28 protein-coding genes are annotated in these 24,589 nt (G+C 63.2%); 19 read left to right on the top strand and 9 right to left on the bottom strand.

From position 1 onward, the window contains the following. The first annotated feature begins 107 nt into the window (after positions 1-107). On the top strand, positions 108-560 hold the full coding sequence (locus V6M39_RS15260; protein ID WP_332644670.1) for a hypothetical protein: 453 nt from the start codon (positions 108-110) through the stop codon (positions 558-560). Here V6M39_RS15260 and V6M39_RS15255 read toward each other — a convergent pair whose 3' ends face one another. From V6M39_RS15255 to V6M39_RS15235, 5 genes are read right to left on the bottom strand one after another with little or no spacing between them, the layout of a single operon-like run. Further along, entirely contained in the window at positions 561-1,397 is an 837-nt protein-coding gene (locus V6M39_RS15255; protein WP_332644669.1) for a hypothetical protein, read from the bottom strand. Then, positions 1,394-2,590 (bottom strand): uroporphyrinogen-III C-methyltransferase, encoded by a 1,197-nt coding sequence (gene cobA / locus V6M39_RS15250; protein ID WP_332644668.1) that lies wholly within the window; start codon positions 2,588-2,590, stop codon positions 1,394-1,396. The genes V6M39_RS15255 and cobA overlap by 4 nt, the downstream gene beginning before the upstream one ends. 13 nt (positions 2,591-2,603) lie before the next feature. Next, on the bottom strand, positions 2,604-3,914 hold the full coding sequence (locus tag V6M39_RS15245; RefSeq protein ID WP_332644667.1) for a sulfate adenylyltransferase subunit 1: 1,311 nt from the start codon (positions 3,912-3,914) through the stop codon (positions 2,604-2,606). Beyond that, a complete protein-coding gene (gene cysD, locus V6M39_RS15240) occupies positions 3,914-4,822 on the bottom strand; it encodes a sulfate adenylyltransferase subunit CysD (protein WP_332644666.1) in 909 nt (302 codons plus the stop codon). Before cysD ends, V6M39_RS15245 begins: the two co-directional genes overlap by 1 nt. A gap of 27 nt (positions 4,823-4,849) precedes the next feature. Continuing rightward, complete coding sequence (locus V6M39_RS15235) at positions 4,850-5,647, bottom strand: phosphoadenylyl-sulfate reductase (protein WP_332644665.1); 798 nt, start codon at positions 5,645-5,647, stop codon at positions 4,850-4,852. A 227-nt stretch (positions 5,648-5,874) separates the two neighbouring features. On the opposite strand from V6M39_RS15235, the gene V6M39_RS15230 reads away from it, so the two are divergent. From V6M39_RS15230 to V6M39_RS15195, 8 genes are all read left to right on the top strand, one after another. Further along, complete coding sequence (locus tag V6M39_RS15230) at positions 5,875-6,021, top strand: GPGG-motif small membrane protein (protein WP_332644664.1); 147 nt, start codon at positions 5,875-5,877, stop codon at positions 6,019-6,021. Positions 6,022-6,170: 149 nt separating this feature from the next. Continuing rightward, on the top strand, positions 6,171-8,660 hold the full coding sequence (locus V6M39_RS15225) for a penicillin acylase family protein (RefSeq protein ID WP_332644663.1): 2,490 nt from the start codon (positions 6,171-6,173) through the stop codon (positions 8,658-8,660). A gap of 51 nt (positions 8,661-8,711) precedes the next feature. Further along, positions 8,712-9,329 carry an L-threonylcarbamoyladenylate synthase gene (locus tag V6M39_RS15220; RefSeq protein ID WP_332644662.1) on the top strand — a complete coding sequence of 206 codons (618 nt, stop codon included), beginning with the start codon at positions 8,712-8,714 and terminating at the stop codon, positions 9,327-9,329. Between the two features lie 39 nt (positions 9,330-9,368). Continuing rightward, positions 9,369-9,959 (top strand): TIGR03086 family metal-binding protein, encoded by a 591-nt coding sequence (locus tag V6M39_RS15215; RefSeq protein WP_332644661.1) that lies wholly within the window; start codon positions 9,369-9,371, stop codon positions 9,957-9,959. Further along, a complete protein-coding gene (locus V6M39_RS15210) occupies positions 9,956-10,627 on the top strand; it encodes an alpha/beta fold hydrolase (RefSeq protein WP_332644660.1) in 672 nt (223 codons plus the stop codon). The genes V6M39_RS15215 and V6M39_RS15210 overlap by 4 nt, the downstream gene beginning before the upstream one ends. 53 nt (positions 10,628-10,680) lie before the next feature. Further along, positions 10,681-11,016 (top strand): VOC family protein, encoded by a 336-nt coding sequence (locus V6M39_RS15205; RefSeq protein WP_332644659.1) that lies wholly within the window; start codon positions 10,681-10,683, stop codon positions 11,014-11,016. A gap of 103 nt (positions 11,017-11,119) precedes the next feature. Then, a complete protein-coding gene (locus V6M39_RS15200; RefSeq protein WP_332644658.1) occupies positions 11,120-11,470 on the top strand; it encodes a YciI family protein in 351 nt (116 codons plus the stop codon). Further along, complete coding sequence (locus tag V6M39_RS15195; protein ID WP_332644657.1) at positions 11,467-12,714, top strand: RNA polymerase sigma factor; 1,248 nt, start codon at positions 11,467-11,469, stop codon at positions 12,712-12,714. Before V6M39_RS15200 ends, V6M39_RS15195 begins: the two co-directional genes overlap by 4 nt. Positions 12,715-12,716: 2 nt before the next feature. Here V6M39_RS15195 and V6M39_RS15190 read toward each other — a convergent pair whose 3' ends face one another. Beyond that, complete coding sequence (locus V6M39_RS15190) at positions 12,717-14,000, bottom strand: TrkH family potassium uptake protein (protein WP_332644656.1); 1,284 nt, start codon at positions 13,998-14,000, stop codon at positions 12,717-12,719. Between the two features lie 271 nt (positions 14,001-14,271). Between V6M39_RS15190 and V6M39_RS15185 the strand changes: the two genes are divergently transcribed. Continuing rightward, positions 14,272-14,739 (top strand): hypothetical protein, encoded by a 468-nt coding sequence (locus tag V6M39_RS15185; RefSeq protein ID WP_332644655.1) that lies wholly within the window; start codon positions 14,272-14,274, stop codon positions 14,737-14,739. Here the strand turns inward: V6M39_RS15185 and V6M39_RS15180 are convergent. Beyond that, on the bottom strand, positions 14,736-15,143 hold the full coding sequence (locus V6M39_RS15180) for an iron chaperone (protein ID WP_332644654.1): 408 nt from the start codon (positions 15,141-15,143) through the stop codon (positions 14,736-14,738). The genes V6M39_RS15185 and V6M39_RS15180 overlap by 4 nt on opposite strands. An 80-nt stretch (positions 15,144-15,223) precedes the next feature. Between V6M39_RS15180 and V6M39_RS15175 the strand changes: the two genes are divergently transcribed. Next, positions 15,224-15,802, top strand: coding sequence for a carboxymuconolactone decarboxylase family protein (locus V6M39_RS15175; protein ID WP_332644653.1), 579 nt, complete (start codon positions 15,224-15,226; stop codon positions 15,800-15,802). Beyond that, positions 15,799-16,674, top strand: coding sequence for an RNA polymerase sigma-70 factor (locus V6M39_RS15170; RefSeq protein ID WP_332644652.1), 876 nt, complete (start codon positions 15,799-15,801; stop codon positions 16,672-16,674). Before V6M39_RS15175 ends, V6M39_RS15170 begins: the two co-directional genes overlap by 4 nt. On the opposite strand, the gene V6M39_RS15165 is transcribed toward V6M39_RS15170, so the two are convergent. After that, positions 16,664-17,254, bottom strand: coding sequence for a rhomboid family intramembrane serine protease (locus V6M39_RS15165; protein WP_332644651.1), 591 nt, complete (start codon positions 17,252-17,254; stop codon positions 16,664-16,666). The two genes, V6M39_RS15170 and V6M39_RS15165, sit on opposite strands and share 11 nt — an antisense overlap. A gap of 65 nt (positions 17,255-17,319) precedes the next feature. Here V6M39_RS15165 and V6M39_RS15160 point away from each other — a divergent pair, with 65 nt between their 5' ends. Next, positions 17,320-17,748 carry a hypothetical protein gene (locus tag V6M39_RS15160; protein WP_332644650.1) on the top strand — a complete coding sequence of 143 codons (429 nt, stop codon included), beginning with the start codon at positions 17,320-17,322 and terminating at the stop codon, positions 17,746-17,748. On the opposite strand, the gene V6M39_RS15155 is transcribed toward V6M39_RS15160, so the two are convergent. Beyond that, positions 17,745-18,368, bottom strand: coding sequence for a TetR/AcrR family transcriptional regulator (locus V6M39_RS15155; RefSeq protein WP_332644649.1), 624 nt, complete (start codon positions 18,366-18,368; stop codon positions 17,745-17,747). The two genes, V6M39_RS15160 and V6M39_RS15155, sit on opposite strands and share 4 nt — an antisense overlap. Before the next feature lie 43 nt (positions 18,369-18,411). Here V6M39_RS15155 and V6M39_RS15150 point away from each other — a divergent pair, with 43 nt between their 5' ends. Genes V6M39_RS15150 through V6M39_RS15125 form a run of 6 tightly spaced genes read left to right on the top strand, consistent with a single transcriptional unit; the run spans position 18,412 to position 24,479 of the window. Then, the gene (locus V6M39_RS15150; protein WP_332644648.1) at positions 18,412-19,629 is read left to right on the top strand and encodes an oxygenase MpaB family protein; all 1,218 of its coding nucleotides are present in this window, start codon (positions 18,412-18,414) and stop codon (positions 19,627-19,629) included. 22 nt (positions 19,630-19,651) lie between these two features. Continuing rightward, on the top strand, positions 19,652-20,305 hold the full coding sequence (locus V6M39_RS15145; RefSeq protein WP_332644647.1) for an MBL fold metallo-hydrolase: 654 nt from the start codon (positions 19,652-19,654) through the stop codon (positions 20,303-20,305). 41 nt (positions 20,306-20,346) lie between these two features. Then, complete coding sequence (locus V6M39_RS15140; protein ID WP_442880817.1) at positions 20,347-21,891, top strand: UDP-N-acetylglucosamine 1-carboxyvinyltransferase; 1,545 nt, start codon at positions 20,347-20,349, stop codon at positions 21,889-21,891. Positions 21,892-21,930: 39 nt separating this feature from the next. Then, a complete protein-coding gene (locus V6M39_RS15135) occupies positions 21,931-22,698 on the top strand; it encodes a glycerophosphodiester phosphodiesterase (RefSeq protein ID WP_332644645.1) in 768 nt (255 codons plus the stop codon). Next, positions 22,695-24,056, top strand: coding sequence for an MFS transporter (locus tag V6M39_RS15130; protein WP_332644644.1), 1,362 nt, complete (start codon positions 22,695-22,697; stop codon positions 24,054-24,056). Before V6M39_RS15135 ends, V6M39_RS15130 begins: the two co-directional genes overlap by 4 nt. Positions 24,057-24,059: 3 nt before the next feature. Next, the gene (locus V6M39_RS15125; protein WP_332644643.1) at positions 24,060-24,479 is read left to right on the top strand and encodes a hypothetical protein; all 420 of its coding nucleotides are present in this window, start codon (positions 24,060-24,062) and stop codon (positions 24,477-24,479) included. The last annotated feature ends 110 nt before the right edge of the window (positions 24,480-24,589 follow it).

Raw genomic sequence — 24,589 nt, 5'->3', positions numbered from 1 at the left:
AGAAGGCCTGACCTACGAAGGGGCCCAGCGCGCTCATACCGCGCGGGGCCATCTCAATTACAACCCGAGCGAGCGTCCCAACCGGGTAGCGACACGGAGAAGCCTTGATGAATTCGAACTACGCGTTCCACTCGCGGTGGCAGGTCGTTCGCAGCCGCGAGGCGCTGTGGGACGAGCTAGAGGCGTTGCTGGCGAGCGACGACCCGATGGCGTGGTGGGGTTCCGTCGAAGCCGTCGAGTACGACGGCAAGAACCTCTCGGTGCGCGCAGCCAGCCACTTCGGGTATCGGCTGGCATTCGAGCTCCAGAACCTGCACCTGAGCCGACCAGACCGATTGACGTTCGAATCAGCCGGGGACCTTCGCGGTGACGGCGCTGTGACCTTCACAGATGGGGGTGACGGATGCTCATCGGCGATGGACATCGACTGGCGAGTTGCCACGGACCGCCGATGGATGCGGTGGACAGGCTGGCTGCTTCGGCCGGTGTTCGTGGCCGGGCATCACCTGATCATGAGACAGGGCGAGAAGAATCTGAACGCCTGGCTGAATGCCCGATAGCTAGTCGAGGCCGCAGTGGGAGCGATAGAAGTCGAAGAACTTCACCCGTTGCGGTGTGTTCAGCGGGAGGTAGAACGAGGCGTTCTTGCCGACATCGTCGCCGAGCACCTTCACGTCGAACAGTCGGCCGACCTTGTCGTCGGCCAGCGCGTGTCCGTCGCAGCGGGCGGGAGTCACCAGCATCTCGATCTTGATGGGACTGCCGGTCAAAGGGACGTCGACGTCGGCGGGCGAGCCCTCGGCCTGATTGAACAGCACGGTCGATCCGAAGCCACCGAACCGTACGTCGGCGCGCTTGCCGGTCGGCGTCATCGTCACGGGAAGGTGGAACACGGACTCGCGACCGTCGCCGACGATCGACGGGTCGCCGACCTCAAGCTTGGCGGCCTCGTTGAGGGTGCTTTCGGCGCAGTCGCGGTCCATGGCGTGCGAGATGCTGCCGTAGCGATCGTCAGCCCTCGCATCCGACTCAACGCGCTTCCCGTTGCCCATCCGATAGGTGAGGCGCACAGTCGGTGTGAACCCTGTCCCACACTTTGCGGAAGGCATGTCGTACTCGAGGTCGGCCTCGGTGCCGGCCGGAACCTCCTCGTCACCGGTCCACTTCACGTCCGTGATGCGCTCCGACATCAATGTGAAGGCCTCAATGTGGATCGGCTTGTCGGACTTGTTCTGGATACGTATGTAGATCTCGCGGTCCTTGCGGTGAAGGCGCGACTGGTCTGACAACAGCGTGACACCGTCAGGCATGGGCACGACTTGAGGGAGCTCGCCCGTGCACGCCCCCAGGCCCGACAGCAGGGCAGCTGAGCACACGAGGGCGACGACGCGCCTCATGCAGGCGGCCACGCGGGGGACAGGCTCACGACATCACCGATGATGGTCACGGCCGGTGGCTTGACCCCGACCGCCTCGGCGCGTTCGGTGATCGTGCTGAGCGTGCCGACGGTGACACGTTGGTTGTCGGCGTATCCGTTCTCGACGAGCGCAACAGGCGTTTCAGGATCGTGTCCAGCGCCGATCAGCTGCTCTGCAGCCTCACGAAGCCTTCCGACACCCATCAGGAGGACGAGTGTGTGCGAGCGCTCGGTCGGGAGCTCAATCAGGTCGGTGTGTCCGGTGACAACGCTGAATCCGTTGGCCACACCGCGATGGGTGACCGGAATGCCGGCCGCAGCGGCCACCGCGATTGCGCTGGTCACACCGGGTACGACCTCGACCTCGATGCCGGCTTCCCGACACGCGATCAGCTCTTCGCCGCCACGACCGAAGACGTATGGATCGCCGCCCTTCAGCCGGACCACGATCTTGCCCTGCTTGGCCCGGTCGATCAGGATCTCGTTGATCTCTTCCTGCGGGATCGGGTGATTGTCAGGCATCTTGCCGACATCGATCACCTCGACGTCCGGTGCCAGCTCGGCCAGGACACTCTGTGGTGCCAGTCGGTCGAACACGACGACATCTGCCTCGGCGAGGAGTCTGCGCCCGCGAGCGGTCAGAAGGCCCGGATCGCCCGGTCCGCCCCCGACAAGCGCAACGAATCCGCCCGGATGGTGCGTACCGTGGCGTAGCGGGAGATCCCCGGACTGAAGCGCAGCAGCGACGGCGTCTCGCAATGACGTCGCCCGGCGAGCATCGCCGCCTCCGCTGACCGCGACCGTGACGTCGTCGACACTGGCGACAGCTGGCATCCACGCCGTTGCATGATCGGGGTCGCCACCTTTGAGACACCAGATCTGGCGCGCCTCTGCGTCGTCAGCAACGCGGCCATCAACTGCGGGATCGCCCGTCGCGGTCTGGACGAGCCAGGCGCCATCGAGGTCGCTGGACTCGTACGCGCGTTCCCGCCACTCGACGTCCCCACGGCTGATCGAGGATGCGAGGGAGTCCGTGACTGTGGGCGAGACGACGACTACTCGCGCTCCCGCGGTGAGCAGTGTGAGGGTCCGACGCGTGGCGACGTGACCGCCGCCGACGACCACGACGAGACGGTCCGCAACGCGAAGGGTGAGCGGAAAACTCCCGGTCACCATGGCTCCGACGTCATGCAAGAACTGTAGTCCCGGCGACCGCCTCGACCTCGGCCTTGGTGTCCAGCAATGCGTCGCCGACCATGCCGGCGGCAAGAGTGCTGCCTTCCTGCGGGTCGATCAGCAGGAAAGCGCCTGTGCTGCGGGAATGCAGGTATTCCTCGGCGGGGATCGGCGATGCGAGGCGAAGGTTGACGTGGCCGATGTCGTTGAGCGCGAGCGACTCAGCTGGGAGCAGGCGCGCGTCGTCGAGATCGAGCTTGCCGCTGATCGCCTTGACCATGGCCTGGACGGTCTTGGTCCCGTGCTTGAGGAGGACCTTGGCGCCGGGAACCAGCGGTCGTTCGGCGAGCCAGGCGATCGTGCCGTCAATGTCCTGGGTGACCGGCGGAACGCTCCGCGATGTGACGATGAGGTCACCACGAGAGATGTCGATGTCGTCTGCGAGGCGCAGGGTGACGGACTGCGGAGCGAACGCGGATGCGAGCTCGCCATCGGCGGTGTCGATACCGACGACTGTGCTCGTGCGTCCGCTCGGCTGAACCGTGATGGGATCGCCAACGCGTACGAGGCCTGAGGCAACCTGCCCGGCGTAGCCGCGGTAGTCACGGAACTCCTCCCCGGCAGCCTGCTGGGGGCGGATCACCAGCTGAACAGGGAACCGCAACGGCTCCGAGTGAGGTTCGCCGATGGGGGAGAGCTTCTCGAGGTGCTCGAGCAGGCTTTGCCCGTCATACCAAGGCGTACGGCTTGAGCGCTCGACGACGTTGTCGCCTTCGAGTGCAGACACAGGGATCGTCGCGACGTCGTACAGGCCGAGGCTGCGGGCGGATTCGAGGACGTCTGAAGAGACCCGCTCGTACGTCTCTTCGTCGAAGTCGACCAGGTCGATCTTGTTGACGACGACGACAACGTGCGGCACGCGGAGCAGCGACGCGACGGCGAGGTGACGCTGGGTCTGCTCCTGAAGCCCGTGGCGTACGTCGACCAGAAGTACGACGCAGTCGGCCGTGCTGGCACCGGTCACCGTGTTGCGCGTGTACTGAACATGTCCGGGGCAGTCGGCAAGGATGAACGACCGCTTGGGCGTCGCGAAGTAGCGGTAGGCCACATCGATCGTGATGCCCTGCTCGCGTTCGGAGCGCAGGCCGTCGGTCAGGAGCGCCAGGTCGGCCGTGCCGAGACCGCGATCGGTGGAGACACGCTCCACAGCCTCCATCTGGTCGGCGAGCACCGATTTCGAGTCATAGAGCAGCCGACCGACGAGCGTTGACTTGCCGTCGTCGACTGAGCCAGCTGTTGCAAGGCGCAGGAGAGTGGCCATCAGAAGTAGCCTTCCTTCTTGCGGTCTTCCATCGCGGCTTCAGATGTACGGTCATCTGCTCGCGTGGCACCTCGCTCAGTGATGCGGGTGGCGGCCACTTCGGCAATAACATCGTCGACGGTGAGCGCATCGCTCTCGACGGCTCCGGTGCATGACATGTCTCCGACGGTCCGATAGCGCACCTGGCGCTTCTCGACCTTCTCGCCTTCGCGTGGCATCGAGACGGGGCCGACGGCGAGCAGCATGCCGTCGCGCTCGTACACCTCGCGCTGGTGTGCGTAGTAGAGCTCGGGCAGTGCGATGCCCTCCTGGCCGATGTACTGCCAGACGTCGAGCTCGGTCCAGTTGCTCAACGGGAACACGCGTACGTGCTGACCCGGTGTGTGCCGGCCGTTGTAGAGGTTCCACAGCTCGGGCCGCTGGTTGCGCGGGTCCCACTGGCCGAACTCGTCGCGGAGTGAGAAGACGCGCTCCTTGGCGCGGGCCTTCTCCTCGTCGCGACGGCCACCACCGAACACGGCGTCGAACTTGCCCTCCGTGATGCCGTCGAGGAGCGGCTGGGTCTGGAGGGTGTTGCGCATACCGTCGCTGCGCTCACGTAGACGACCGTCGTCGATGTAGTCCTGCACGCTGGAGACCTCGAGGCGCAGACCGAGGCGCTCAACGGTCGAATCTCGGTAGGCGAGGACCTCAGGGAAGTTGTGGCCGGTATCGACGTGCAGAACAGGGAACGGGACCGGTGAGGGCCAGAACGCCTTGACCGCGAGATGCAGCATCACGATCGAGTCCTTGCCGCCGGAGAACAGCAGAACCGGCCGATCGAACTCGGCGATGACCTCGCGGATGATGTGGATCGCCTCGGACTCCAGCCATTGGAGCTGGGTGAGGCGGTAGTCGGTCAGCGTCATCGTTGCCTGTCGGGTGGGTGGGTCAGGTCAGGCGTGAAGCCCGCACTCTGTCTTGTCGAGGCCGGCCCAACGACCCGCGCGAGGATCTTCGCCGGGAGCCACGCGACGGGTGCACGTCGCGCAGCCGATCGACGGGTATCCGTCGTTCACGAGGGGGTTGACGATGATGTCGTTCTTGTCCGCGTATTCGAGAAGGTCATCGAATGACCAGGCCGCCATCGGGTTGATCTTGACGAGGCCGTTCTTGTCGTCCCAGGTCACGTACGGCGTATTGGCACGCGTCTCGGACTCGTCGCGGCGCACGCCGGTGATCCACGCTTCGTAGCCCTGCAGGGTTGCGTGGAGCGGATCAACTTTGCGCATCTGGCAGCACAGGGCGGGATCGCGCTCGTAGAGGCGCTCACCGAACTCGGCATCCTGCTCGGCGACTGTGCGCTTCGGAGTGACGTCGACGATCGAGAGCTTCATGGAGGACTCGACCGCGTCGCGCGTGCCGATCGTCTCGGCAAAGTGGTAGCCGGTCTCGAGGAAAAGCGTGTCGACCCAGGGGAGGTGCTCGGCGACGACGGCGGGAAGCACTGCGTCTGCCATGGAGCAGGCAACTGCCGTCCGGTAGCCGAACTCCTGGGCGACCCATTCGAGCAGTCCCGCACCGTCGGAGGCGGCAAAGCGGGCCTGAGCAGCGTCGGCAATGGCCTGGAGCTCGTCGTTGCCACGACGGGGCGTCAGGAGATGCTCGCGTTCTGCGAGGTGCGCGGAGCGCTCGCTGTCGTGATCGAGCTGGATCTGGCGACGTTCGGCAAGGCTCAATGCGACCTCTGCCATGTCCACCACCTCATTCCACTCGGATCCTGCGCTCCAGAATAGGTCGGTCTCTGGCGTCGACCCCGTGGGCGGAACTCGCGTCCGCATTCCGGAACAGATTCATGTGACCCACGTCACGCGGGAGTGGGTAGGCTGGAGAGATCCACGCGTACGTGGAGGTTGAACGAGGCGTGTTTGGGTAGATCGAAGGCGTGGCAGATGCCACTCGACTAATGGAGGTCAAAACCATGTGGGACACAATTTTGTGGATCGCTGCAGTGATCATCGGCATCTTCGGCGTACTGCGACTCGTCCAGCGTGACTTCATCATGGGAGCCGTGCTGATTGTTGTTGCCTTGCTGGTCGGACCGGCGGGCGTCAGCCTCTTCACCTGATCTCCGACCGAGGGCCGCACTCCGTACGCCGTGGGTGCGGCCCCTTTCTGTGCCCAAACTCGTACGTACGCGTAACTTCTGCGGTCCAAGGGACGTTTCACCCGGTGACATAGGTCACGATTGACCCCACTCGACGCCAAGGGATGCGCATGTCACGGCTCCGTCGCACTGCTCTCATCGCCACAGCTGCACTCTGTGCAGGCCTCATCGCACCACTGACCGGCACAGGAGCATCGGCGGCGACCATCCCGTTGGCGCCCACGAGCGGCAAGTACGACGTCACGATCACCCGCACTCAGCACGGCATCCCTCACGTCGTCGCCAAGGACTGGGAGTCACTCGGCTTCGGACACGGCTTCGCCACCGGCGAGACGTCCATATGCAGCCTCGCGGACACGGTTCTCACGGGCCTGGGCCAGCGCTCGCGCTACCTCGGCCCTGACGAGCGCTACATCGATCGCGTCTCGGTCAACGCCACAAACCTCCAGAGCGACGCCTTCTTCACGGACCTTCGAGCACGCAAGGTCGTCGAGAAGCTCCTTGCGGATCCCCAACGAGGTCCGGGCAAGGAAGCGCGCGCTATGGTTCGCGGCTACGCGGCAGGCGTCAACCACTACCTCAAGAGCATCGGGGGAGCCAAAGGCATCAAGGATCCCGCGTGCAAGGGTGCGACCTATGCCAAGTCAGCGTCCGAGCTCGACCTTTGGTACGGCGTCTACGCGGCCAACCTGCTGGCATCTGCAGGCGTGTTCATCGGTGCGATCGCCGATGCAGACCCGCCGTCGCTTGGCGACCTGGGACTGCCCAAGCTCGAGGCGCTAGGACTCGAGCTGCCACTTGGCGTCGACATCCCTGACCTGCCCGATCTGCCGATCCCCGATCTCAGCGCACTTCTTCCTTTCTCTTCCGCACCGTCGTCGACTCCGTCGGCTGACGCGCTGAAGGCAGGTCTGGGCAAGGATCCCGCTGCTCCGTTCGGCTCGAATGCCACGGCTGTCGGTGGCGATGCGACCGACAACGGGCGCGGCATGCTGCTGGGCAACCCGCACTTCCCGTGGGACGGGCGCTACCGCTTCGAGCAGGTGCACCTCACTATCCCGGGAGGGTATGACGCCGCCGGCGCCAGCCTGCTCGGCTCTCCGGTCATCAACATCGGGTTCAACAAGAACGTTGCCTGGAGTCATACGGTCTCGACCGCCTACCGATTCACGCCGTACGAGTACCGCACCATTCCGGGATTCCCGACGCTCTACCTGACAGACCACGGCCTCCTCGAGCTCGAGAAGAGGTCGGTGAACGTCACGGTCAAGGGCAAAGACGGCACGCTCTCCGAGGTCACGAAAACGCTGTACCGCACCGAGGACGGCTACGTCATGGACAACCCCGCGACGTTGATGGGCTGGACGCCGATCAGCCTCTTCGCGATGCGTGACGCCAACGGCGAGCAGCTGCGGACGATCGACTCATTCCTGAACATGAGCAAGGCGTCGAGCGTCTCGGGTCTGCTCGCCGCACAGGACAAAGCCGGCGGCATTCCGTGGGTTAACACGATCGCGGCTGACCGCTCTGGAAATGCGTTGTACGCCGACCACTCCGTGGTCCCCAACGTTCCCAACGACCTGGTGGCCAAGTGCATCACTCCAATCGGCGTGGTCACGCGCTCGCTTGCTGGGCTGCCCGTGCTCGACGGCACCCGAGCACGTTCCGACTGCGCGTGGCGGACCGATGCCGATGCATCGCGTCCCGGCATCCTCGGACCGAAGAACCTTCCGGCCACGGTCCGTCGTGACTGGGTCGCCAACGCCAACGACTCCTACTGGCTGCCCAACCCGAAGCAGAGGTTGGAGGGTTACGCCAACATCATCGGCTCGGAGAAGTCCGAGCGGACCCTCCGTACGCGCATGGTCTATCGATACGTCCTGGACGCGCTGGCGAAGGGCAAGGTCTCCCATGCCAAGCTGGCCGGCTTTGAGCACGAGAACCGCGTGTTCGGTGCCGAGGTGGCCCGTGAGAACGGTGATCTGGACAAGCTCTGCCAGAGCGCAGGTGGCGGCCAGGCGTGTGACGTCCTGAAGGCGTGGGACGGCAAGTCCAACACGACGAGCGTCGGCGCGCACATCTTCGAAGAGTTCATGCAGCGGGCTCCGGCCCCATGGGCGGTGCCGTTCGACGCGGCCGATCCCGTGAACACTCCGCGTGACCTCAAGGAAACCGACAGCAAGACGATCAAGGCCATGAAGGATGCGATCGCCTACCTGCAGGGCAAGGGCATCGCGTTCGATGCGCCGTGGAGCAAGCTCCAGGTGGCTGACAAGGTTGGCGCCGAGATCCCCATCGGCGGCGGCAGCGGCACAGTCGGCAATGCGAACGTGGTTGTTGCCCGAGCGCCCTTCTCGACGGCGAACGGGCTCTATCGGATCAACTACGGCTCCTCGCACATCCAGGCTGTCTCGTTCACCAGCACCGGAGTCAAGGCGTCGACGATCCTGACGTATGGACAGTCGCTCAACGTCAACTCGGCGTGGAGCTCAGACCAGACGAAGCTGTTCAGCAAAGAGCAGTGGGTGGCGTTCCCATTCACCTCTACGCAGATCGCAGCCCAGAAGATCAGCTCCAAACGCTTGTTGGTCACTCGCTGACGCGGAGCCTCACCGTAGGTGGATGGGCCGATGTAGTCGTACGCTCACAGCGTGCGATTCATCGACATTCATCCGGACAACCCGCAGCAGCGCAACGTAGATCAAGCCGCGGCGATGCTCGTCGCCGGCGACCTGATCGCCTATCCGACTGACTCCGGCTATGCCCTCGGTGCGCAGATCGGCAATCGTGACGCGCTTGATCGCATTCGTTCGATCCGCGACCTCGACGCGAAGCACCACTTCACCCTGATGTGCCGCGACTTTGCCCAGCTGGGGCAGTTCGTGCACGTGGACAACGCGATCTTCCGGGCGATCAAGTCGGCTACGCCCGGGCCGTACACGTTTATCCTTCCGGCCACGTCTGAAGTGCCGAAGCGCCTGTTGCATCCCAAAAAGAAGACCGTCGGCGTACGGATTCCCAATCACCGTGTCGTACAGGCGTTGCTCGAGGCACTGGGCGAGCCGATGGTGTCGTCGTCGCTGATTCTGCCCGGTGCTGACGCGGCGATGACGTCCGCCTGGGAGATCTCAGAAGAACTCGACGGCCGTGTCGACGCGGTGGTCGACTCGGGCATCGACGTCATTGCAGAGCCCACGACAGTGGTCGACTACTCAGAGGGATATGCCGAGGTCGTACGCGTCGGTGCCGGTGACCCGGATCGCTTCTAGTCCTGCCGTTCCGTCACCTGCACGTCCTAGGATCGCACCATGGATCCAGCCGAGGCTCTTGCTCGCTATCGACGGCGGGCGGATGCGTTCGAGTCGCTCATCGCCGCGACCCCTGACAACCTGTGGTCGGCCCAATCGCCATGTGATGACTGGGACGCCAGGGGAGTGGTGGACCACATCGTCGTGATGCACGACGTCATGCTGCGCCCCGTAGGTCTGTCGCCTTCCGAGGGACCGTCGGTTGCCGATGATCCACTCGGAGCATTTCGCCGGGCGCGCGCCGACGTCGAGGCGTTGCTGACTGATTCCGACATGGCATCTCGTATGACGTCGAGCCCGGCGGGGGAGTTGCCCGTCGCCGACATGGTTGACCAAGTGGTCAGCCAGGACCTTGTCCATCACGGTTGGGACCTCGCCAAGGCGACCGGTCAGGACGCAACGATGCACGCTGACGACGTGGAGGAGCTGTTGCCGGTCGTCGCGTCATTGCCACCCGAGGTCTACATCCCGGGGGCATATGGTCCGGACATCGTCGTGCTCGGGCCCAAGGTCTTCGTCCCCGACGATGCGCCGGCGCAGGATCGGATGCTTGGGCTGCTCGGACGCGATCCTCATTGGGTGGCGCCTTGAGTCCGACATTCGTACTGGTTCCGGGCGCCGGCGGCATGGCGTCCTACTGGCATCTCGTCCAGCAGCAGCTCACGCAGCGTGGCTTTGCGAACATGGCCGTCGACCTGCCAGGCGACGACCCGAAGGCTGGCCTGCCCGAATATGTCGACCTGGTCGTTGAGGTGGCATCCGGTGTCGAGGACACGGTGATTGTCGGCCAGTCGATCGGAGGATTCACGGCGTCGTGGGCTGCGGGCCTCCTGCCGATTCACCAGCTGATCCTGCTCAACGCGATGATCCCCAACCCCGGCGAAACCGCAGGGGAGTGGTGGGCCAATACGGGCTCCGCAGATGCAAAACGGACCTATGACATTGCGCAGGGCCGCGATCCTGATGCGCCGTTTGACGACGAGGTTTTTCTCCACGACGTTCCACCTGAGAACCTGATCGATGAGGAACAGCGCGACGAGACCGAGGCGATCTTTGAGACACCCTGGGGGCTCCCTTCCTGGCCCGACGTTCCGACGAGGGTGCTTGCCGGACTCGACGACCGGTTCTTCCCTTTCGTGTTCCAGCAGCGAGTGGCTCGTGACCGTTTGGGTATCGAGGCGGAAGGTGTTCCCGGTGGTCATCTTCCGGCGCTGAGCCGTCCCGCCGAGCTGGCCGAGGCCCTGACACGAGGATTTTGACGATCCAGGAGGTTGCAATGCCCGAATTTCACCGTCCTTTCAGTGGTTTTTCGGTGGACGACACCGCCAAGGCCAAGGCGTTCTACGTCGACGTCGTTGGTTTAACAGTCAACGAGTCGGACGGGATGATCCAGATCGACCTCGGCGATGACCATTTCGTCCTCGTCTATCCCAAGGGGGACGCGCACGAGCCAGCATCGTTCACGGTGCTGAACCTGCCGGTGGATGACGTCACGGTAGCCGTACGAGAGCTCAGGGGGAGGGGAGTGGAGTTCGCTCGCTACGACGGCATGCCTCAGGACGAGGATGGCGTCATGAAGGGGCAGGGGCCAGACATCGCGTGGTTCACCGACCCGGCCGGCAACGTGATCTCGGTGATCGCTGCGTAGAAAGTTCGAACGAATTCGGCGAGGGTTGTCGTATTGCGCTTGGCGCGTTCGTGGATAGGTCAGAGGCAGCCGACCGGCACGCCACATACAGAGGGGATTCACGATGACTCAGTACCTGCTCGCGGTGCACGGCGACGACAGCGTCTACGACACACCGATCGAGGAAGCGCAGCCCATGTACGACGCAACGGCGAAGTTCAATGAGCGAATCATGGCCGACGGGACGTGGGTCTTCGGTGGGGGACTCAAGCGCATCAACACCGCGACGGTCGTGGACGGCACCGGTGCCGACGTCGTCGTCACCGACGGCCCCTACCTTGAGACCAAGGAATACCTCGGCGGCTTCTGGGTGATTGAGGCTCCTGATCTCGACGCGGCACTGAAGATCGCAGCTGAAGGCTCGAAGGCGTGCGGCGGCAAGGTCGAAGTGCGTCCGTTCGAAGACGGCGAGTGACCCAAGCTCCCGACATCCGAGCGGAGATCGATCGGATCTACCGCGAGGAATATGGCCGAGTGGTGGCCTCGCTTGTCCGACGCTTCGGCGATCTCGACATCGCCGAGGACATGGCAGGCGAGGCACTGCTCACCGCCATCGAGCGTTGGCCGGCCGACGGCATACCGCCCAATCCGGGCGCGTGGCTCACGACGACCGCAGCCAACCGTGCCATCGACAAGATCCGTCGCGAGAAGATCCGCGACACCAAGCACCAGGCAGCGATGATGATTCAGGACGATACCCCCCACGAACCGACCGGACCGGTCGAGGACGACCGGTTGCGGCTGGTGTTCACGTGCTGTCACCCGGCATTGGCGCCCGAAGCACGCGTGGCTTTGACGCTCCGCCTGCTCGGCGGACTGACAGTCGACGAAATCGCACGCGCATTTCTCGTGGCCGAGACAACGATGGGGCAGCGCATCACCCGCGCCAAGGCCAAGATCAAGGGCGCGAACATTCCGTTCCGTGTGCCGGAGCGCGGTGACCTGAGTGATCGCCTCTCAGCAGTGCTCGCGGTCGTCTATCTCGTCTTCAACGAGGGCTACTTGGCCAGCTCGGGGGATGACCCCATCAGGGCCGACCTGACGAGCGAGGCGATCCGCTTGGGTCGGATCCTGCGGCAACTCCTGCCCGACGAGGGTGAGGTCGCAGGCCTGTTGGCACTCATGCTGTTGACCGACGCGCGCCAGGACACACGAGTCGCCGGGGGAGAGCTCGTCACGCTCGACGAGCAGGATCGCAGCAGGTGGGACCGCGATTTGATCACAGAGGGGCACAATCTCGTACGAGAATGCCTGGCGCGCGTTGAGCAGACTGATGCCGTTCCTGGCGCGTACCAAATCATGGCAGCGATCAACGCAGTCCACACGGACGCCAACGAGGCCCGGTCAACCGACTGGGGCCAGATTGTCGCCCTGTACGACCAGCTGATGGTCGTTGCTCCGACGCCTGTGGTCGCATTGAATCGCGCCGTCGCGATCGCTGAGCTTGACGGTCCGGACGTCGCTCTGGCGATCGTCGACCAGCTCGATCTGAGCGGCTACCACGCGTGGCACGTTGCCCGTGCTGAGCTGCTGCGTCGTCTCGGTCGTAGCGCGGAATCCCGCGATGCTTATCACGCTGCCATCGCCGCAACCGACAATCTGGCTGAGACGGCCTATCTCAACCGTCGGATGTCTCAAGTTGTAGCTCCTGACGCCTGAGATCAGCCGACGATAACGTGTTCCTCTGGCAGCACGTAGCGCCTGCGCTTGGCGGAGAGTGCGAGCGCGGCTCCTACCGTGACGATGCCGACGCGTCCGACGTACATGAGGGAAATCAGCACGAACTGTCCTGCCGGTGGCATGTCGAACGTGATTCCCGTCGAAAGCCCAACGGTCGCGAATGCGGAGATGGATTCGAACAACAACGGTTCGAACTCGAAGTCGGTGGCGATCATCATCGCCATGGTCCCGGCCATGACGACTCCAACAGCCAGCAGCGCAACGGTGAGCGCCTGCCGTTGAACGGTAGAAGGAAGCGCGCGATTTGAGATGCTGACGGTGGGCTCGCCGCGCAGCTCGCTCCAAATCACAAAACCCAGCACAAGGAAGGTGCTGACCTTGATACCGCCGGCAGTTCCTGCGCTGCCGCCGCCGATGAACATCAAGATGTCGGTCAGCATCAGCGACTCGGCGGTGGCAGAGCCGTAGTCAATGCTGTTGAAGCCGGCGGTGCGTGGCATCACACCGCCAGTGATGGCCGCGATAAGTTTTCCGCCGAGGGAAAGTGGACCCAACGTCCGGTCGTTGGTCCACTCGGCTAGCCCGAACCCGATCGTTCCGACGAGCAGCAGAAGCAAGGTTCCGTAGACGGTGACGCGGGTGTGAATGCTCCACTTCTTCCGTCCGGAGACGACCTCAGCGACCACGGGGAAGCCCAGTCCACCGACAATCACTGCCGCGCACAGCGGCAACATCACCCACGGGTCATCGACGAACGAGATCAGACTGTCGGAGTAGAGAGCGAACCCGGCGTTGTTGAACGCAGAAACCGCATGGAACACCGCGTGCCACGCGGCTGTCCCTGTGTCGTCGTCGTAGGCAATCAGGAATCTAGGAAACAGGATGAGCGCGATAGTGGTTTCAGTCGCCAACACGATCAAGGCAAGACGCCGGACGACAGCTCTCACTTCGCCAAGGCCGATCGAGTGGGTCTCCGTCTGGGCAATCAGCCCATTGCGAAGACCGAGCTTGCGGCCAATGGCCAGCAGCAGCACCGAGGCGAGAGTCATGATCCCGAACCCGCCGACCTGTATGAGTCCCAAAATGACCGCTTGGCCGGCGGGAGTCCAGTACGTGGCTGTGTCGACGGTTGTGAGACCCGTAACGCACACGGCAGAGACGGAAGTGAAAAGCGCCGGCATGAAGCCTTCAGAGTCGCTCGCAGCGAAGGGGAGGGAAAGCAAGAGCGTTCCGAGAGTGATCGCGAAAAGGAACGCGAGAGGCACCACACGAGTCGGTGCAAGCAACCAGGACTTCACAAGCCGATCAGTTTAGACCCACCGTTCGTGAGCGCACCATGCGGTGGATCACTCGTCAATGAAGTCGGTGTTCGGCCGGGCCTGCGCTGCTCAACGGGGTAGGGGCTGCATTTGCCCTTCTGGAGCCAAAATATGCTTAAGTTGACATAATGTGCATTATCGGACATAGAGGTCTTCAGGAGGGCCGGGACCTATGTCACGCGTCATTTGGGCCGGTTGGCTCTCAACAAGGCTTCATGTGCGGCCGACGCTGGTACTGGAGGCGATCATCATGCTGAATGCTCGGAATAGTTCGGGTTTCGCGGAGCCTGGCGCGTTGAGCCGCCAGCGCAAGACTTTGCTTGGATTTCTGTTGTTCAATGGCGTCAGCGCCGTCGCAGGCGGGCTTGCGCTGATGACCGATTGGATTCCTGAGCAGGTGTCCTGGGTGCGCCACACGGACTTCCCCAGCAACTACTTTCCAGGCGTGATCTTGATGGCCGTCGTCGGTGGCAGTGCGCTGATCGCCGCAGTCGCCCTGATGAAGGGCATCGATGGCTGGCAGCTCGCCAGCATCGTCGCTGGGATGATCATGGTGTTCTGGATTGTCGGAGAGATCGCCTCGATTCGTGGGTTCCATTTCCTTCAAGTGATTTATCTCGTGACAGGTGCGCTCACCGTCGTGTGGACACCAAGCCAACCTGCTGCGGCAAATGGGCGCTCCTAGCGCACGGCCTTTCTGACCAGTGCGCCAATCGTCTTCTCGTCGGCCGCGGTGAGCTTGGCGATGCCGAACGCCGTCGGCCACATCGAGCCGTCGTCAAGGTTTGCAGAATCGTTGAAACCGAACGTCAGATATCTCGTGTCGTACTTGGATGCTGCCTGGAAAAAGCAGACGATCTCCTTGCCTCTGGCGTAGGCAGGACTGCCGTACCAGAGCTTGGGCTTCAGTTCGGGCGCGTTCTTCATGATGACGGCGTGTAGTCGCTCTGCGATATCGCGATCTGCCTTGGGCATCTCAGCGATGTTGGCTATCACTTCGCCCTCAGTGTCCTTGGAGCCGGATCGCAGCTCCTTGGCGCGATCCTTGATCGCTTGGCGTTCGTCTTCAGTGAATCCTTCGGCGCTCATCGCACAAGTATTGCCAAGAACTGTCACAAACGGGCACCGGCGAGCGTCTTCATGGTGAACCCAAACGACAGGAGACGATCATGACTGGAACGACGCGAGTCCCCCGAGCCGAAATCGACGGAATCTACGGAGGCGTACTCAAGATCGCCATGCGCAAGATGATGGGCGGAGTGCCGCAAGGTGCTGAAGTCCTGTGGAACCACCCGAAGATCTTCAAGGACTCGATGAAGATCGGCCGCAAGAGCGAGACCTGGGAAGAGCTCGACAAGAACCTGGGGACCTTCGCTGTGATGGCTGCCGCAGCTGACATCGGCTGCAGCTTCTGCCTCGACTTCAACTACTTCATGGCCCACAACAAGGGCCTCGACGAGGACAAGGCGCGTGAAGTCCCCCGTTGGCGTGAATCCGACGCCTTCACGACTCTGGAACGCCAGGTCATGGAGTACGCCGTCGCCATGTGCCGCACTCCCCTGGAGGTCACCGACGAGCTCTCCGATGCCCTCCTGGCGCAGCTGGGTCCCGCCGGCTTGGTGGAGCTGGCCGCCAAAGTCGCCTTCATGAACATGAGCGCCCGAATGAATGTGGCGCTCGGTATCCACTCCGAGCAGTACGCCGACGCGTGTGGACTGAAGCCGCTCGCCGTAGGGTCGACCGTATGAGTGGAGATCCCTTCGTCGAGCACCGACGACTGCTCTTCACGGTGGCGTACGAGATGCTCGGCTCGGCTGCCGACGCCGAGGATGTCGTGCAGGACACGTGGTTGAAGTGGACGACAGTCGACCAGTCCGAGGTGCGCGATCCGCGGGCCTATCTCGTACGCATGGTGACTCGCAAGGCACTCGATCAGCTTCGAGTCCTAGCGAGGCGCCGCGAGGACTACGTCGGGCCGTGGCTCCCAGAACCGCTGCTGACCAGCCCTGATGTCGCCGACGACCTCGAACTGGCCGACAGCTTGTCGACCGCGATGCTGCTGGTGCTGGAGACGCTGACGCCGACCCAGCGCGCGGTCTTCGTGCTGCATGAGGTGTTCGACGTCGGCTATGACGAGCTGGCCGAAGCCGTGGACAAGAGCCCATCGGCAGTGCGTCAGATCGCCCATCGGGCCCGCGAGCACGTGGCGGCTCGACGTCCTCGTGGGATTGTCTCGTCAAGCGATGCCTGGGATGCCCTCATCGCCTTGCAGCGAGCCATCGTGACCGGAGATCTGCAGGATCTGGTCGACATGCTGGCTCCCGATGTGGTTGCACTGGGCGACGGTGGCGGCATCAAGCAGGCATTGCCACGTCCGATCAGCGGCGCCGCCAAGGTGGCCAAGCTGTTTGCAGCTGGTCTGAAGACGCCGTGGCTCACCGAGATGACGGCCGTGCTCGGCTATGCCAATGGCGGCCCTGCGTTGATCCTCAGCCTCGACGGCGAGATTGACAGCGTTGTCACGATGCGTGTCGAGGAAGGTCTCGTGAGCGCGATCTACACCGTGCGCAATCCTGAGAAGCTGTCAGCGATGGGGCAAGAAGCGAACGTCAGCCGCTGACGTCGTTGTCGTCGCGCGCGAACCAGGCGGCGATCGCGCCGCCGATTGCACCGAACAAGTGAGCTTCCCAGGAGATGCCCGGGTCCCCTGGCAGAACTCCCAGCAGAACGGTGCCATAAGCCAAAAAGACTGCGATTCCAAGGATGATCTGGCCCAGGCTGCGTGCGAAGAACCCGCGGATGATCAGGAACACCAGCCAGCCGAAGACGACGCCAGAAGCACCAATGTGAACCGTGTTGGAGCCGGCGATCACCCATACCCCTACTCCCCCGACGATCCAGATGATTGCCGTCGTGATGGTGAACGTACGCATCCCTGACATCCCCAGCAGGAAGCCGAGGATCAGCAGCGGGAGGCTGTTCGAGATCAGGTGATCCCAGCCCCCGTGCAGCAGCGGCGCGAAGACGATGCCCACAAGGCCTTCGTCAGAGCGTGGGTGAAGTCCTCGTGATTCGAAATTGCCAGGAAGGATGCGGTCCAGCGCCTCGATCAGCCAGAGCAGGGCGACGAATCCGCCGGACACGAAGCCGGCACGGGCGGCCGTCGAGAGCGGGTTGCGTATCGACTCGGTCTCACTCATGCGGCTGATGCTACGAGCATCTCCACATCGTTGTGCGGATTCGAGGGCTGGGCCATTCTCGGGACATGACAAAGACGATGCAGCGCGTGATCCTGGCGATTCTGGCGGCAACTGGCGCGATCACCGGCCCGTGGGCGACGTTTGCGCCGCGATCGTTCTACGACTCTTTCCCCGGATTCGGACGGCACTGGGTCAATGTCGATGGGCCCTACAACGAGCACCTCGTACGTGATGTTGGCGCGACGTACCTCGCGCTGATGGTGGTGGCTCTGCTCGCTGCCGTGAGCATGGAGCGCATCGCTGTGCTGATTGCGGCGGCGACGACGTTGACGTTCGGCGTGTTCCATTTCTCCTACCACGTGCACCACTTGGACGTGTACGACACCGTCGACTCGATCCTCAACATGACCGCGCTGGGAGGGTCCGTCGTCCTGGCTGCGCTGCTGCTGATTCCGCCGCGAGACACGAGCGTTTCGCGAGCACCGAACGGTTAGGTCGTCGGGCCGAGGTAAGCGATCGTCAGGTCGACCATCTCGTCGATGAACTTCTCCCGAGGGATCGCGGGCTGCTCGAGCACGTATTGCACGCTCAGGTGCTCGACCATCCGGACGAGGATCCACGCCGATGTCGCGGGATCAGTGATGGACGTCTGTGCCTTGTTGATCGACAGGTAGGCCGTCACGAGATCGCTGATGCGTTGCTCCAATGCGCCGGCCCAGCTGCCTGATTGGCTGCGCGGAAGCACTTCGACCACTAGCCGAAGGAACTCAATGTTCTCGTTCAGAACGTCCAGCAATCCCTCGAATGACGCGCGTACGAGAGATGGTCCCGGCTCGTCCAGCCTGTCGGCCAGCACCGCCGTCAGCTGAGTCGAAAACTCGGCGGCATACCGGTCGATGACTGCCGCGAGGATGGCCTCCTTGTCCGGGAAGTATTGGTAGAGCGAGCCCGGACTGATGTCGGCTTCGTCCGCAACTCGGTTCGTTGATGCCTTCTCGTAGCCATCACGCAGCAACACCGTCTGACCGGCGGCAATGATGCGCTCGACCATCGCGCGCGAACGTTCCTGGCGTGGTGTCTTGCGCAGGTCTTTGGTCCGGAGCGGCTGTGCCATATGCGAATTGTATGCGAGTAAATGCTCGCGTCACACTTTCGTCATGACTCTCGACACGGTGGTTGCTCCCCCAGCTCGCTTTCGTGCGGCAGAAGCGCGCGGTGCTCGCATTGGACGCGTTCTCAAGTCCGTTGCCCGGGTGCGCGCAGTCGATGAGCAGCAGATGGCGCTGATCGGCCAGCGATTCATGGAGCGCGACGAAATCGGCGCTGCACTCGCCCTGGCGATGCGGTCGCCCGGTGATGACAAGGTGACGATGGCGCAGTTCCACCAGGCTCTCAACCACGGCATCAATTCAGTCGAGGCCGCTCCCCCGGCCTTGCGCGACTTCTTCGCGGCCGTGGACACCGTGCCGGATTGGGTCGATTTCGACCTCGTCAACCGTGGTGCCGAGGCATACCGACGCTTCGGCCAGAGCGCGGCCGATGTGTTGCTGCAGGTCTCCCTCATCGGTGGGTACAGGTTCGGTGGTCCCACGGATCTGCTCGTTGCCACTGGCGGAATGACTGGGGACACGACCAGGCGCCGCCTTGGCGAAACTCAGAAGTGGGCCGTGGCAGTCTCCGAGCATGACGGGATGCGCCGCAACGGGGAGGGCTTTCAGCTGACGGCGCACGTCCGCCTCATGCACGCATTGGTCAACCACCGCTTCGAGGGCGGCGACCGGTGGGACATCGCGAAATGGGGCCTGCCGATCAATCAGTCTGACCAGGGCGCCACGTTGGGCTTGTTCAGCGGAACACTCTTGGTCGGCGTGCGCGCACTCGGCGTGCGTGTCACCGCCGAGGACTCACGAGCGGTCATGCACCTGTGGAAGTACGTCGGCTGGCTGATCGGCGTGAACGACGACTGGCTTTTCGACGACGAGCGCGAGCAGCTCGCATTCAACTATCACGTCCTGCTGGCGCAGGATGACATCTCCGAGGCGGGACCACAATTGGCCCAGGGCATTATGGATGCTCAGAAAAGCCTGCACTTCAGGCGGTTTCCTCGCCTCGGGCGCGCGTACACACGTGCGCGACTCCTCAGCATGCTGAGGCCATTTCTCACCAAGGAGGGCGTGCGGGACCTTGAGCTTCCTGTACGCCTGCCGTGGGCCTCGGTGGGCGTGTTCGGACGGAATCTGGTCAACCACCACGTCCTCGGGCGCACTGCTTGGGGAGACCGACGGCTTCACAAGAAGTCAGCCAAGAACCGCGACACGATCATGTATCGCCACTTCGGACCGGACACACCTGAGATCGGGCACATCGCGGCTTGATCTACGGTGCAGGATGGGCCGTATGCAGATCACGCGCTTCGGTCATGCGGCCATACTCGTTGAGGCGACCGGCACCCGCATCCTGATCGACCCCGGAGTCTTCAGCGCTGACGAAGCTTTCTCACTCGACGGCCTCGACGCGATCGTCGTGACGCACCAGCATCCCGATCACATAGACCTCACCCGCGGTCCTGGCCTGCTGGAGCGCAATCCCGACGCTGTGTTGATCGCTGACCCAGACAGTGCGGGCACGCTGGAGTTCGGCGACTGGACGGCCAACGCCGACGGTCTGGAGACGGCGATCGGCGCTGTAACCATTCGCGGCGTCGGGTCCCAGCACGCGGTGATCCTCCCTGCCCTCCCCCGGGTCGCCAATGTGGGCGTCGTGCTGACCGCTGCAGGAGAGCCAACGTTGTTCCACCCCGGCGACACGTACGAGTACGCACCCACCGGCGTTGACGTGCTGGCACTCCCCCTGTCGGCGCCGTGGGCCAAGATCAGCGAGACAGTCGACTTCATCCAGCGCGTCTCCCCTCACTCGCTGTTCCCCGTGCACGACAGGACCATCTCGGAGCTCGCATACGGGATCTACTGGCAGCACACGGTGAACTTCGGGGGCGTCGCAGACTCCCGCAAACTCGGTCAATCCGACTCTGACAGTTTTGGGAACATCTAGTCGGATCAGCCTGAATTGAGTTATCTCATATCTGAGATATGGTGGATAACATGACTGTGCGCGACGACTACCTGGCCCGCATCGGCGTACTCATTCGTGATGCCCGTCAACACAGTGGAATGACCCAGTCCGAGCTCGCGACCGAGCTCAAGACGAGTCAGAACGTGGTGAGTCGGATCGAGAAGGGTCAGCAGAACCTGACCCTCGACACACTTGCTCGCATCGGCGCTGCGCTCGATTCTGAACTGGTCACCGTCGGCACTTCCGGCCCCAGCCACTTGCGCGTGGTCGGCGGCACGACGCTGTCGGGCTCGATCGACGTGAAGTCGAGCAAGAATGCGGGTGTTGCCCTGCTGTGTGCCGCGCTGCTCAACTCCGGCACTACTGTGCTGCGCAAGGTTGCGCGCATTGAAGAGGTCAACCGACTGCTCGAGGTGCTCGAGTCGATCGGTGTGAAGTTCACCTGGCTCAATGACGAGAACGACCTCAAGCTGGTCGTCCCGGCCGAGCTCAATCTCGCAGCGATGGATGCCGACGCGGCCCGTCGTACGCGCAGCATCATCATGTTCCTCGGCCCGCTGATGCACCGCTATGACGACTTCGAGCTGCCGTACGCAGGTGGCTGCGATCTCGGCACCCGCACTGTCGAACCTCACATGACCGCACTGCGCCCGTTCGGCCTCAAGGTTGTCGCCACCGAAGGCAGCTATCACGCCACCACCGCGGCAGGGGTCGGCCCGGAGCGCCCCATCGTCCTCACCGAGCGCGGTGACACGGTCACCGAGAACGCACTCCTCGCGGCTGCGAAGTACGAGGGCGTCACGATCATCCGCAACGCCAGTCCCAATTACATGGTCCAGGACCTGTGCTTCTTCCTGGTCAAGCTGGGTGTCGGCATCGACGGCATCGGCACCACGACTTTGCGTGTCACCGGCAAGCCCGTCATCAACGCCGACGTCGACTACGCGCCGAGCGAGGACCCGATCGAGGCCATGAGCCTGATCGCGGCCGCGATCGTCACCAAGTCGAGCATCACGGTGCGTCGCGTACCGATCGAGTTCATGGAGATCGAGCTCGCTCTGCTTGAGGAGATGGGCTTCCAGTACGACCGCAGCGCTGAGTATCCCGCCGAGAACGGTGAGACCAGGCTCGTCGACATCACGACTCACCCGTCGGCCCTGCACGCCCCGATCGACAAGATCCACCCAATGCCGTTCCCGGGCCTCAACATCGACAACCTTCCGTTTTTCGCTGTCATCGCAGCAACGGCCGAGGGTCAGACGATGTTGCACGACTGGGTCTACGAGAACCGAGCCATCTACCTCACCGAGCTCAACAAGCTCGGCGCTTCGGTCAAGCTGCTCGACCCGCACCGCGTGCTGATCGACGGCCCCACGCACTGGAGTGGCACCGAGCTCGTATGTCCGCCAGCCCTGCGCCCTGCTGTGGTCATTCTGCTCGCGATGTTGGCGGCCAAGGGTACCTCAGTGCTGCGCAGCGTCTACGTCATCAATCGTGGCTATGAAGACCTCGCCGAGCGCCTCAACGCCCTCGGCGCCCAGATCGAGACCTTCCGGGACATATAGGCCTCCCTCGCTGAGCCCGTGAGGGCTTAGCGTGTGAACGTGTCCTACCTCGACTACCCGACGCCTATCGCCTTTGCGCATCGTGGTGGCTCGCTCGTGGATGCCAATGTCGGCATTGAGAACTCGATGGAGGCGTTCACCCATGCCTATGAGCTGGGGTATCGCTACCTCGAGACCGACGTCCACGTGTCGGCCGACGGACGGGTGTATGTCTTCCACGACGACACGCTGGAGCGGATGACGGGCAACGCGGCAGCGATAGCATCGCTCACGGCCGACCTGGTGGACGGAGAGCTGCTGGGTGGCCGAGTGGCAATCCCCACGCTCGAGGCGCTGCTCAAGGAACTCCCGGACGCGCGACTCAACATCGACGTGAAGTCCGATGCCGCAGTCGAGGAGACCTGCGCCGTGATCGAGGACTATGACGCCATCGATCGGGTCCTGCTGGCGTCATTCGAGCATGGTCGCCTGCGCCGAATTCGACAACGTCTGCCCGAGGTGGCGACCTCAGCATCGAGCCGTGAGGCGGCGCTGGTGAAGCTCCTGCCCACGGCGATCGTGCGACGTCTCGGCCTACCTGCCGTGTGCCTGCAAGTTCCCGAGCGACGTCACGGGATCACCGTCGTGAGCCGTGGCTTCGTACGACGGGCGCATGCCCTGGGACTGCAGGTGCACGTGTGGACCGTTGACGACGCAGACTCCATGAACCGACTGCTCGACCTCGGAGTCGACGGCATCATCACCGACCGGACGGACATCCTCAAGGGTGTTCTCGTCGCCCGAGGCACGTGGAGGGGACCCAAATGAAGTTGCCGCGGTTCAATGCGAACGAAGAGCAGAAGAAGTGGTTCTTCTATGACTGGGCCAACTCGGCGTACATCACCACCATCGCCACGGTTCTGTACGCGCCATACCTGACGAGTGTCGCCGAACGCGCTGCTTGTGGCTTCGTCGGTGACGAAGACCGCAAGTGCACAGAGCACCTCTCGGTTCTCGGTCTGTCCGTCTCAGCTGGTTCGTTGGTGTTCTACGTCGTCACCTTGGCGACGGTGATCTCGGCGTTCATCCTGCCGATCGTTGGAGCCATCGCCGACCGCGTGCAGTCAAAGAAGACACTGATGGCGCGTCTCGCCTGGACCGGCGCGGCTGTTGCCGCACTGATGTTCTTCGTGACCGGCACCAACTGGCAGCTGGGCGCAGGCCTGCTGGTCGTGGCCAACCTGTTCTATGCGGCGTCGATCGTCGTGTACGACGCGATCCTCGTCGAGGTCGCTGAACCCGACGAGCGTGACCGAATATCCTCGCAGGGCTGGGCCTTCGGCTACCTCGGCGGTGGACTGCTTCTCGCTGTGAACCTGGCGATTGTCACGGTGAAGCCATTCGGACTGTCAACTGAAATGGCCGTACGAATCAGCCTGTTGTCGGCGGCGATCTGGTGGGCGTACTTCACCTTCATCCCCTACCGCGGCATCAAGGACCGCGAGCCGCGCGGAATCCCTCCGGAGGAGGGTGTGACGCTTGTGCAGCGCAGCTTCGGCCAGCTGTTCCGTACGCTCAGGGAGCTCAAGCAGTACCCGCAGACGCTCCTGTTCCTGGTGGCCTACCTGTTCTACAACGACGGCATCCAGACCGTGATCTATTCCGCGTCGGTCTACGGCGACAAGCAGCTCGGGTTTGGACCGAGCATTCTGATCGCGACGATTCTGATCGTGCAGTTCGTGGCCTTCGGCGGAGCGCTGATATTCGGGCGGCTTGCGGCACGTATCGGCAGTCACCGAACCATCCTCGGCGGCTTGGTCGTGTGGATTCTCGTTGTGTGCTGCGGCTTCTTCCTGCCGGAGAAACAGATCGCGCCGTTCCTGTTGCTTGCCGTCGCCATCGGACTGGTCCTCGGCGGCACGCAGGCACTGTCACGCTCGTTCTTCTCGCAGCTCATCCCCCGGGGTAGGGAGGCGGAATACTTCAGCCTCTACCAAGCCTGCGAGCGCGGTACGAGCTGGCTCGGCACCTTGGTGTTCGGCGTCGTGCACCAGCTGACCGACTCGTACCGGCCGGCGATCCTTGCCCTGATCGCGTTCCTCGTCATCGGTGGACTGTTGCTGTGGAAGCTCGATCCCAAGAAGGGAATCATCGAGGCCGGAAACCAGCCACCCGCCCTGATCTGACTGATGTCCACGCTCGCGAAGACAACTCATGTCATGGTCGTTCTCCTGTTTGTGGCTGGTGTGAGCTCGTGCGGATCACAAAGTGATTCGGTCAAGGATCAGTGGAACGACCGGTCGAAGCTCCCGGATTGTGGATCCATCGAGCTGGGCCAGGGCGAAAAAGTCACGGCGACCTCCCACACCGAAGTCAGCTGCATGTCGGACGCGATTGAATCAGGAACCGGCGCAGAGCTTCACGTCAGCTCGCCGACGATCGAGGGCGACATGATCCGCGACCACTATCGGCTGTATCCCGACAGGCATCTCGAGCTGTACATCGACAGCAGTGACGATCCGCACGCGGGCGTCGACTGGGAACTGATCGAATGCATCAGACCGGTGTGGTTGCCACGAGTCACCTGTCCGGACACTGGTCCGTACTGACGTGTGACCAATACCTCGCGCTTAGGGGAATCTCATGTCCATCCCCTACGTTGGAAGAGGTAAGGCACACGAAAGGGGACTGCCATGGCAGAACGTGCATTGCGAGGCGC

The organism is Aeromicrobium sp. (assembly GCF_036675695.1).
In the GTDB taxonomy this organism is placed as follows: domain Bacteria; phylum Actinomycetota; class Actinomycetes; order Propionibacteriales; family Nocardioidaceae; genus Aeromicrobium.
Note: the sequence above shows the minus strand (reverse complement) of the source record. Positions and strands in the feature narration are given on the sequence as shown.

Coding starts and splice junctions, on each gene's coding strand:
- V6M39_RS15260 (WP_332644670.1), top strand. CDS start 108: ATGAATTCGAACTACGCGTTCCACTCGCGGTGGCAGGTCGTTCGCAGC.
- V6M39_RS15255 (WP_332644669.1), bottom strand. CDS start 1,397: ATGAGGCGCGTCGTCGCCCTCGTGTGCTCAGCTGCCCTGCTGTCGGGC.
- V6M39_RS15245 (WP_332644667.1), bottom strand. CDS start 3,914: ATGGCCACTCTCCTGCGCCTTGCAACAGCTGGCTCAGTCGACGACGGC.
- cysD (WP_332644666.1), bottom strand. CDS start 4,822: ATGACGCTGACCGACTACCGCCTCACCCAGCTCCAATGGCTGGAGTCC.
- V6M39_RS15235 (WP_332644665.1), bottom strand. CDS start 5,647: ATGGCAGAGGTCGCATTGAGCCTTGCCGAACGTCGCCAGATCCAGCTC.
- V6M39_RS15230 (WP_332644664.1), top strand. CDS start 5,875: ATGTGGGACACAATTTTGTGGATCGCTGCAGTGATCATCGGCATCTTC.
- V6M39_RS15225 (WP_332644663.1), top strand. CDS start 6,171: ATGTCACGGCTCCGTCGCACTGCTCTCATCGCCACAGCTGCACTCTGT.
- V6M39_RS15215 (WP_332644661.1), top strand. CDS start 9,369: ATGGATCCAGCCGAGGCTCTTGCTCGCTATCGACGGCGGGCGGATGCG.
- V6M39_RS15200 (WP_332644658.1), top strand. CDS start 11,120: ATGACTCAGTACCTGCTCGCGGTGCACGGCGACGACAGCGTCTACGAC.
- V6M39_RS15180 (WP_332644654.1), bottom strand. CDS start 15,143: ATGAGCGCCGAAGGATTCACTGAAGACGAACGCCAAGCGATCAAGGAT.
- V6M39_RS15175 (WP_332644653.1), top strand. CDS start 15,224: ATGACTGGAACGACGCGAGTCCCCCGAGCCGAAATCGACGGAATCTAC.
- V6M39_RS15170 (WP_332644652.1), top strand. CDS start 15,799: ATGAGTGGAGATCCCTTCGTCGAGCACCGACGACTGCTCTTCACGGTG.
- V6M39_RS15165 (WP_332644651.1), bottom strand. CDS start 17,254: ATGAGTGAGACCGAGTCGATACGCAACCCGCTCTCGACGGCCGCCCGT.
- V6M39_RS15160 (WP_332644650.1), top strand. CDS start 17,320: ATGACAAAGACGATGCAGCGCGTGATCCTGGCGATTCTGGCGGCAACT.
- V6M39_RS15155 (WP_332644649.1), bottom strand. CDS start 18,368: ATGGCACAGCCGCTCCGGACCAAAGACCTGCGCAAGACACCACGCCAG.
- V6M39_RS15150 (WP_332644648.1), top strand. CDS start 18,412: ATGACTCTCGACACGGTGGTTGCTCCCCCAGCTCGCTTTCGTGCGGCA.
- V6M39_RS15145 (WP_332644647.1), top strand. CDS start 19,652: ATGCAGATCACGCGCTTCGGTCATGCGGCCATACTCGTTGAGGCGACC.
- V6M39_RS15130 (WP_332644644.1), top strand. CDS start 22,695: ATGAAGTTGCCGCGGTTCAATGCGAACGAAGAGCAGAAGAAGTGGTTC.
- V6M39_RS15125 (WP_332644643.1), top strand. CDS start 24,060: ATGTCCACGCTCGCGAAGACAACTCATGTCATGGTCGTTCTCCTGTTT.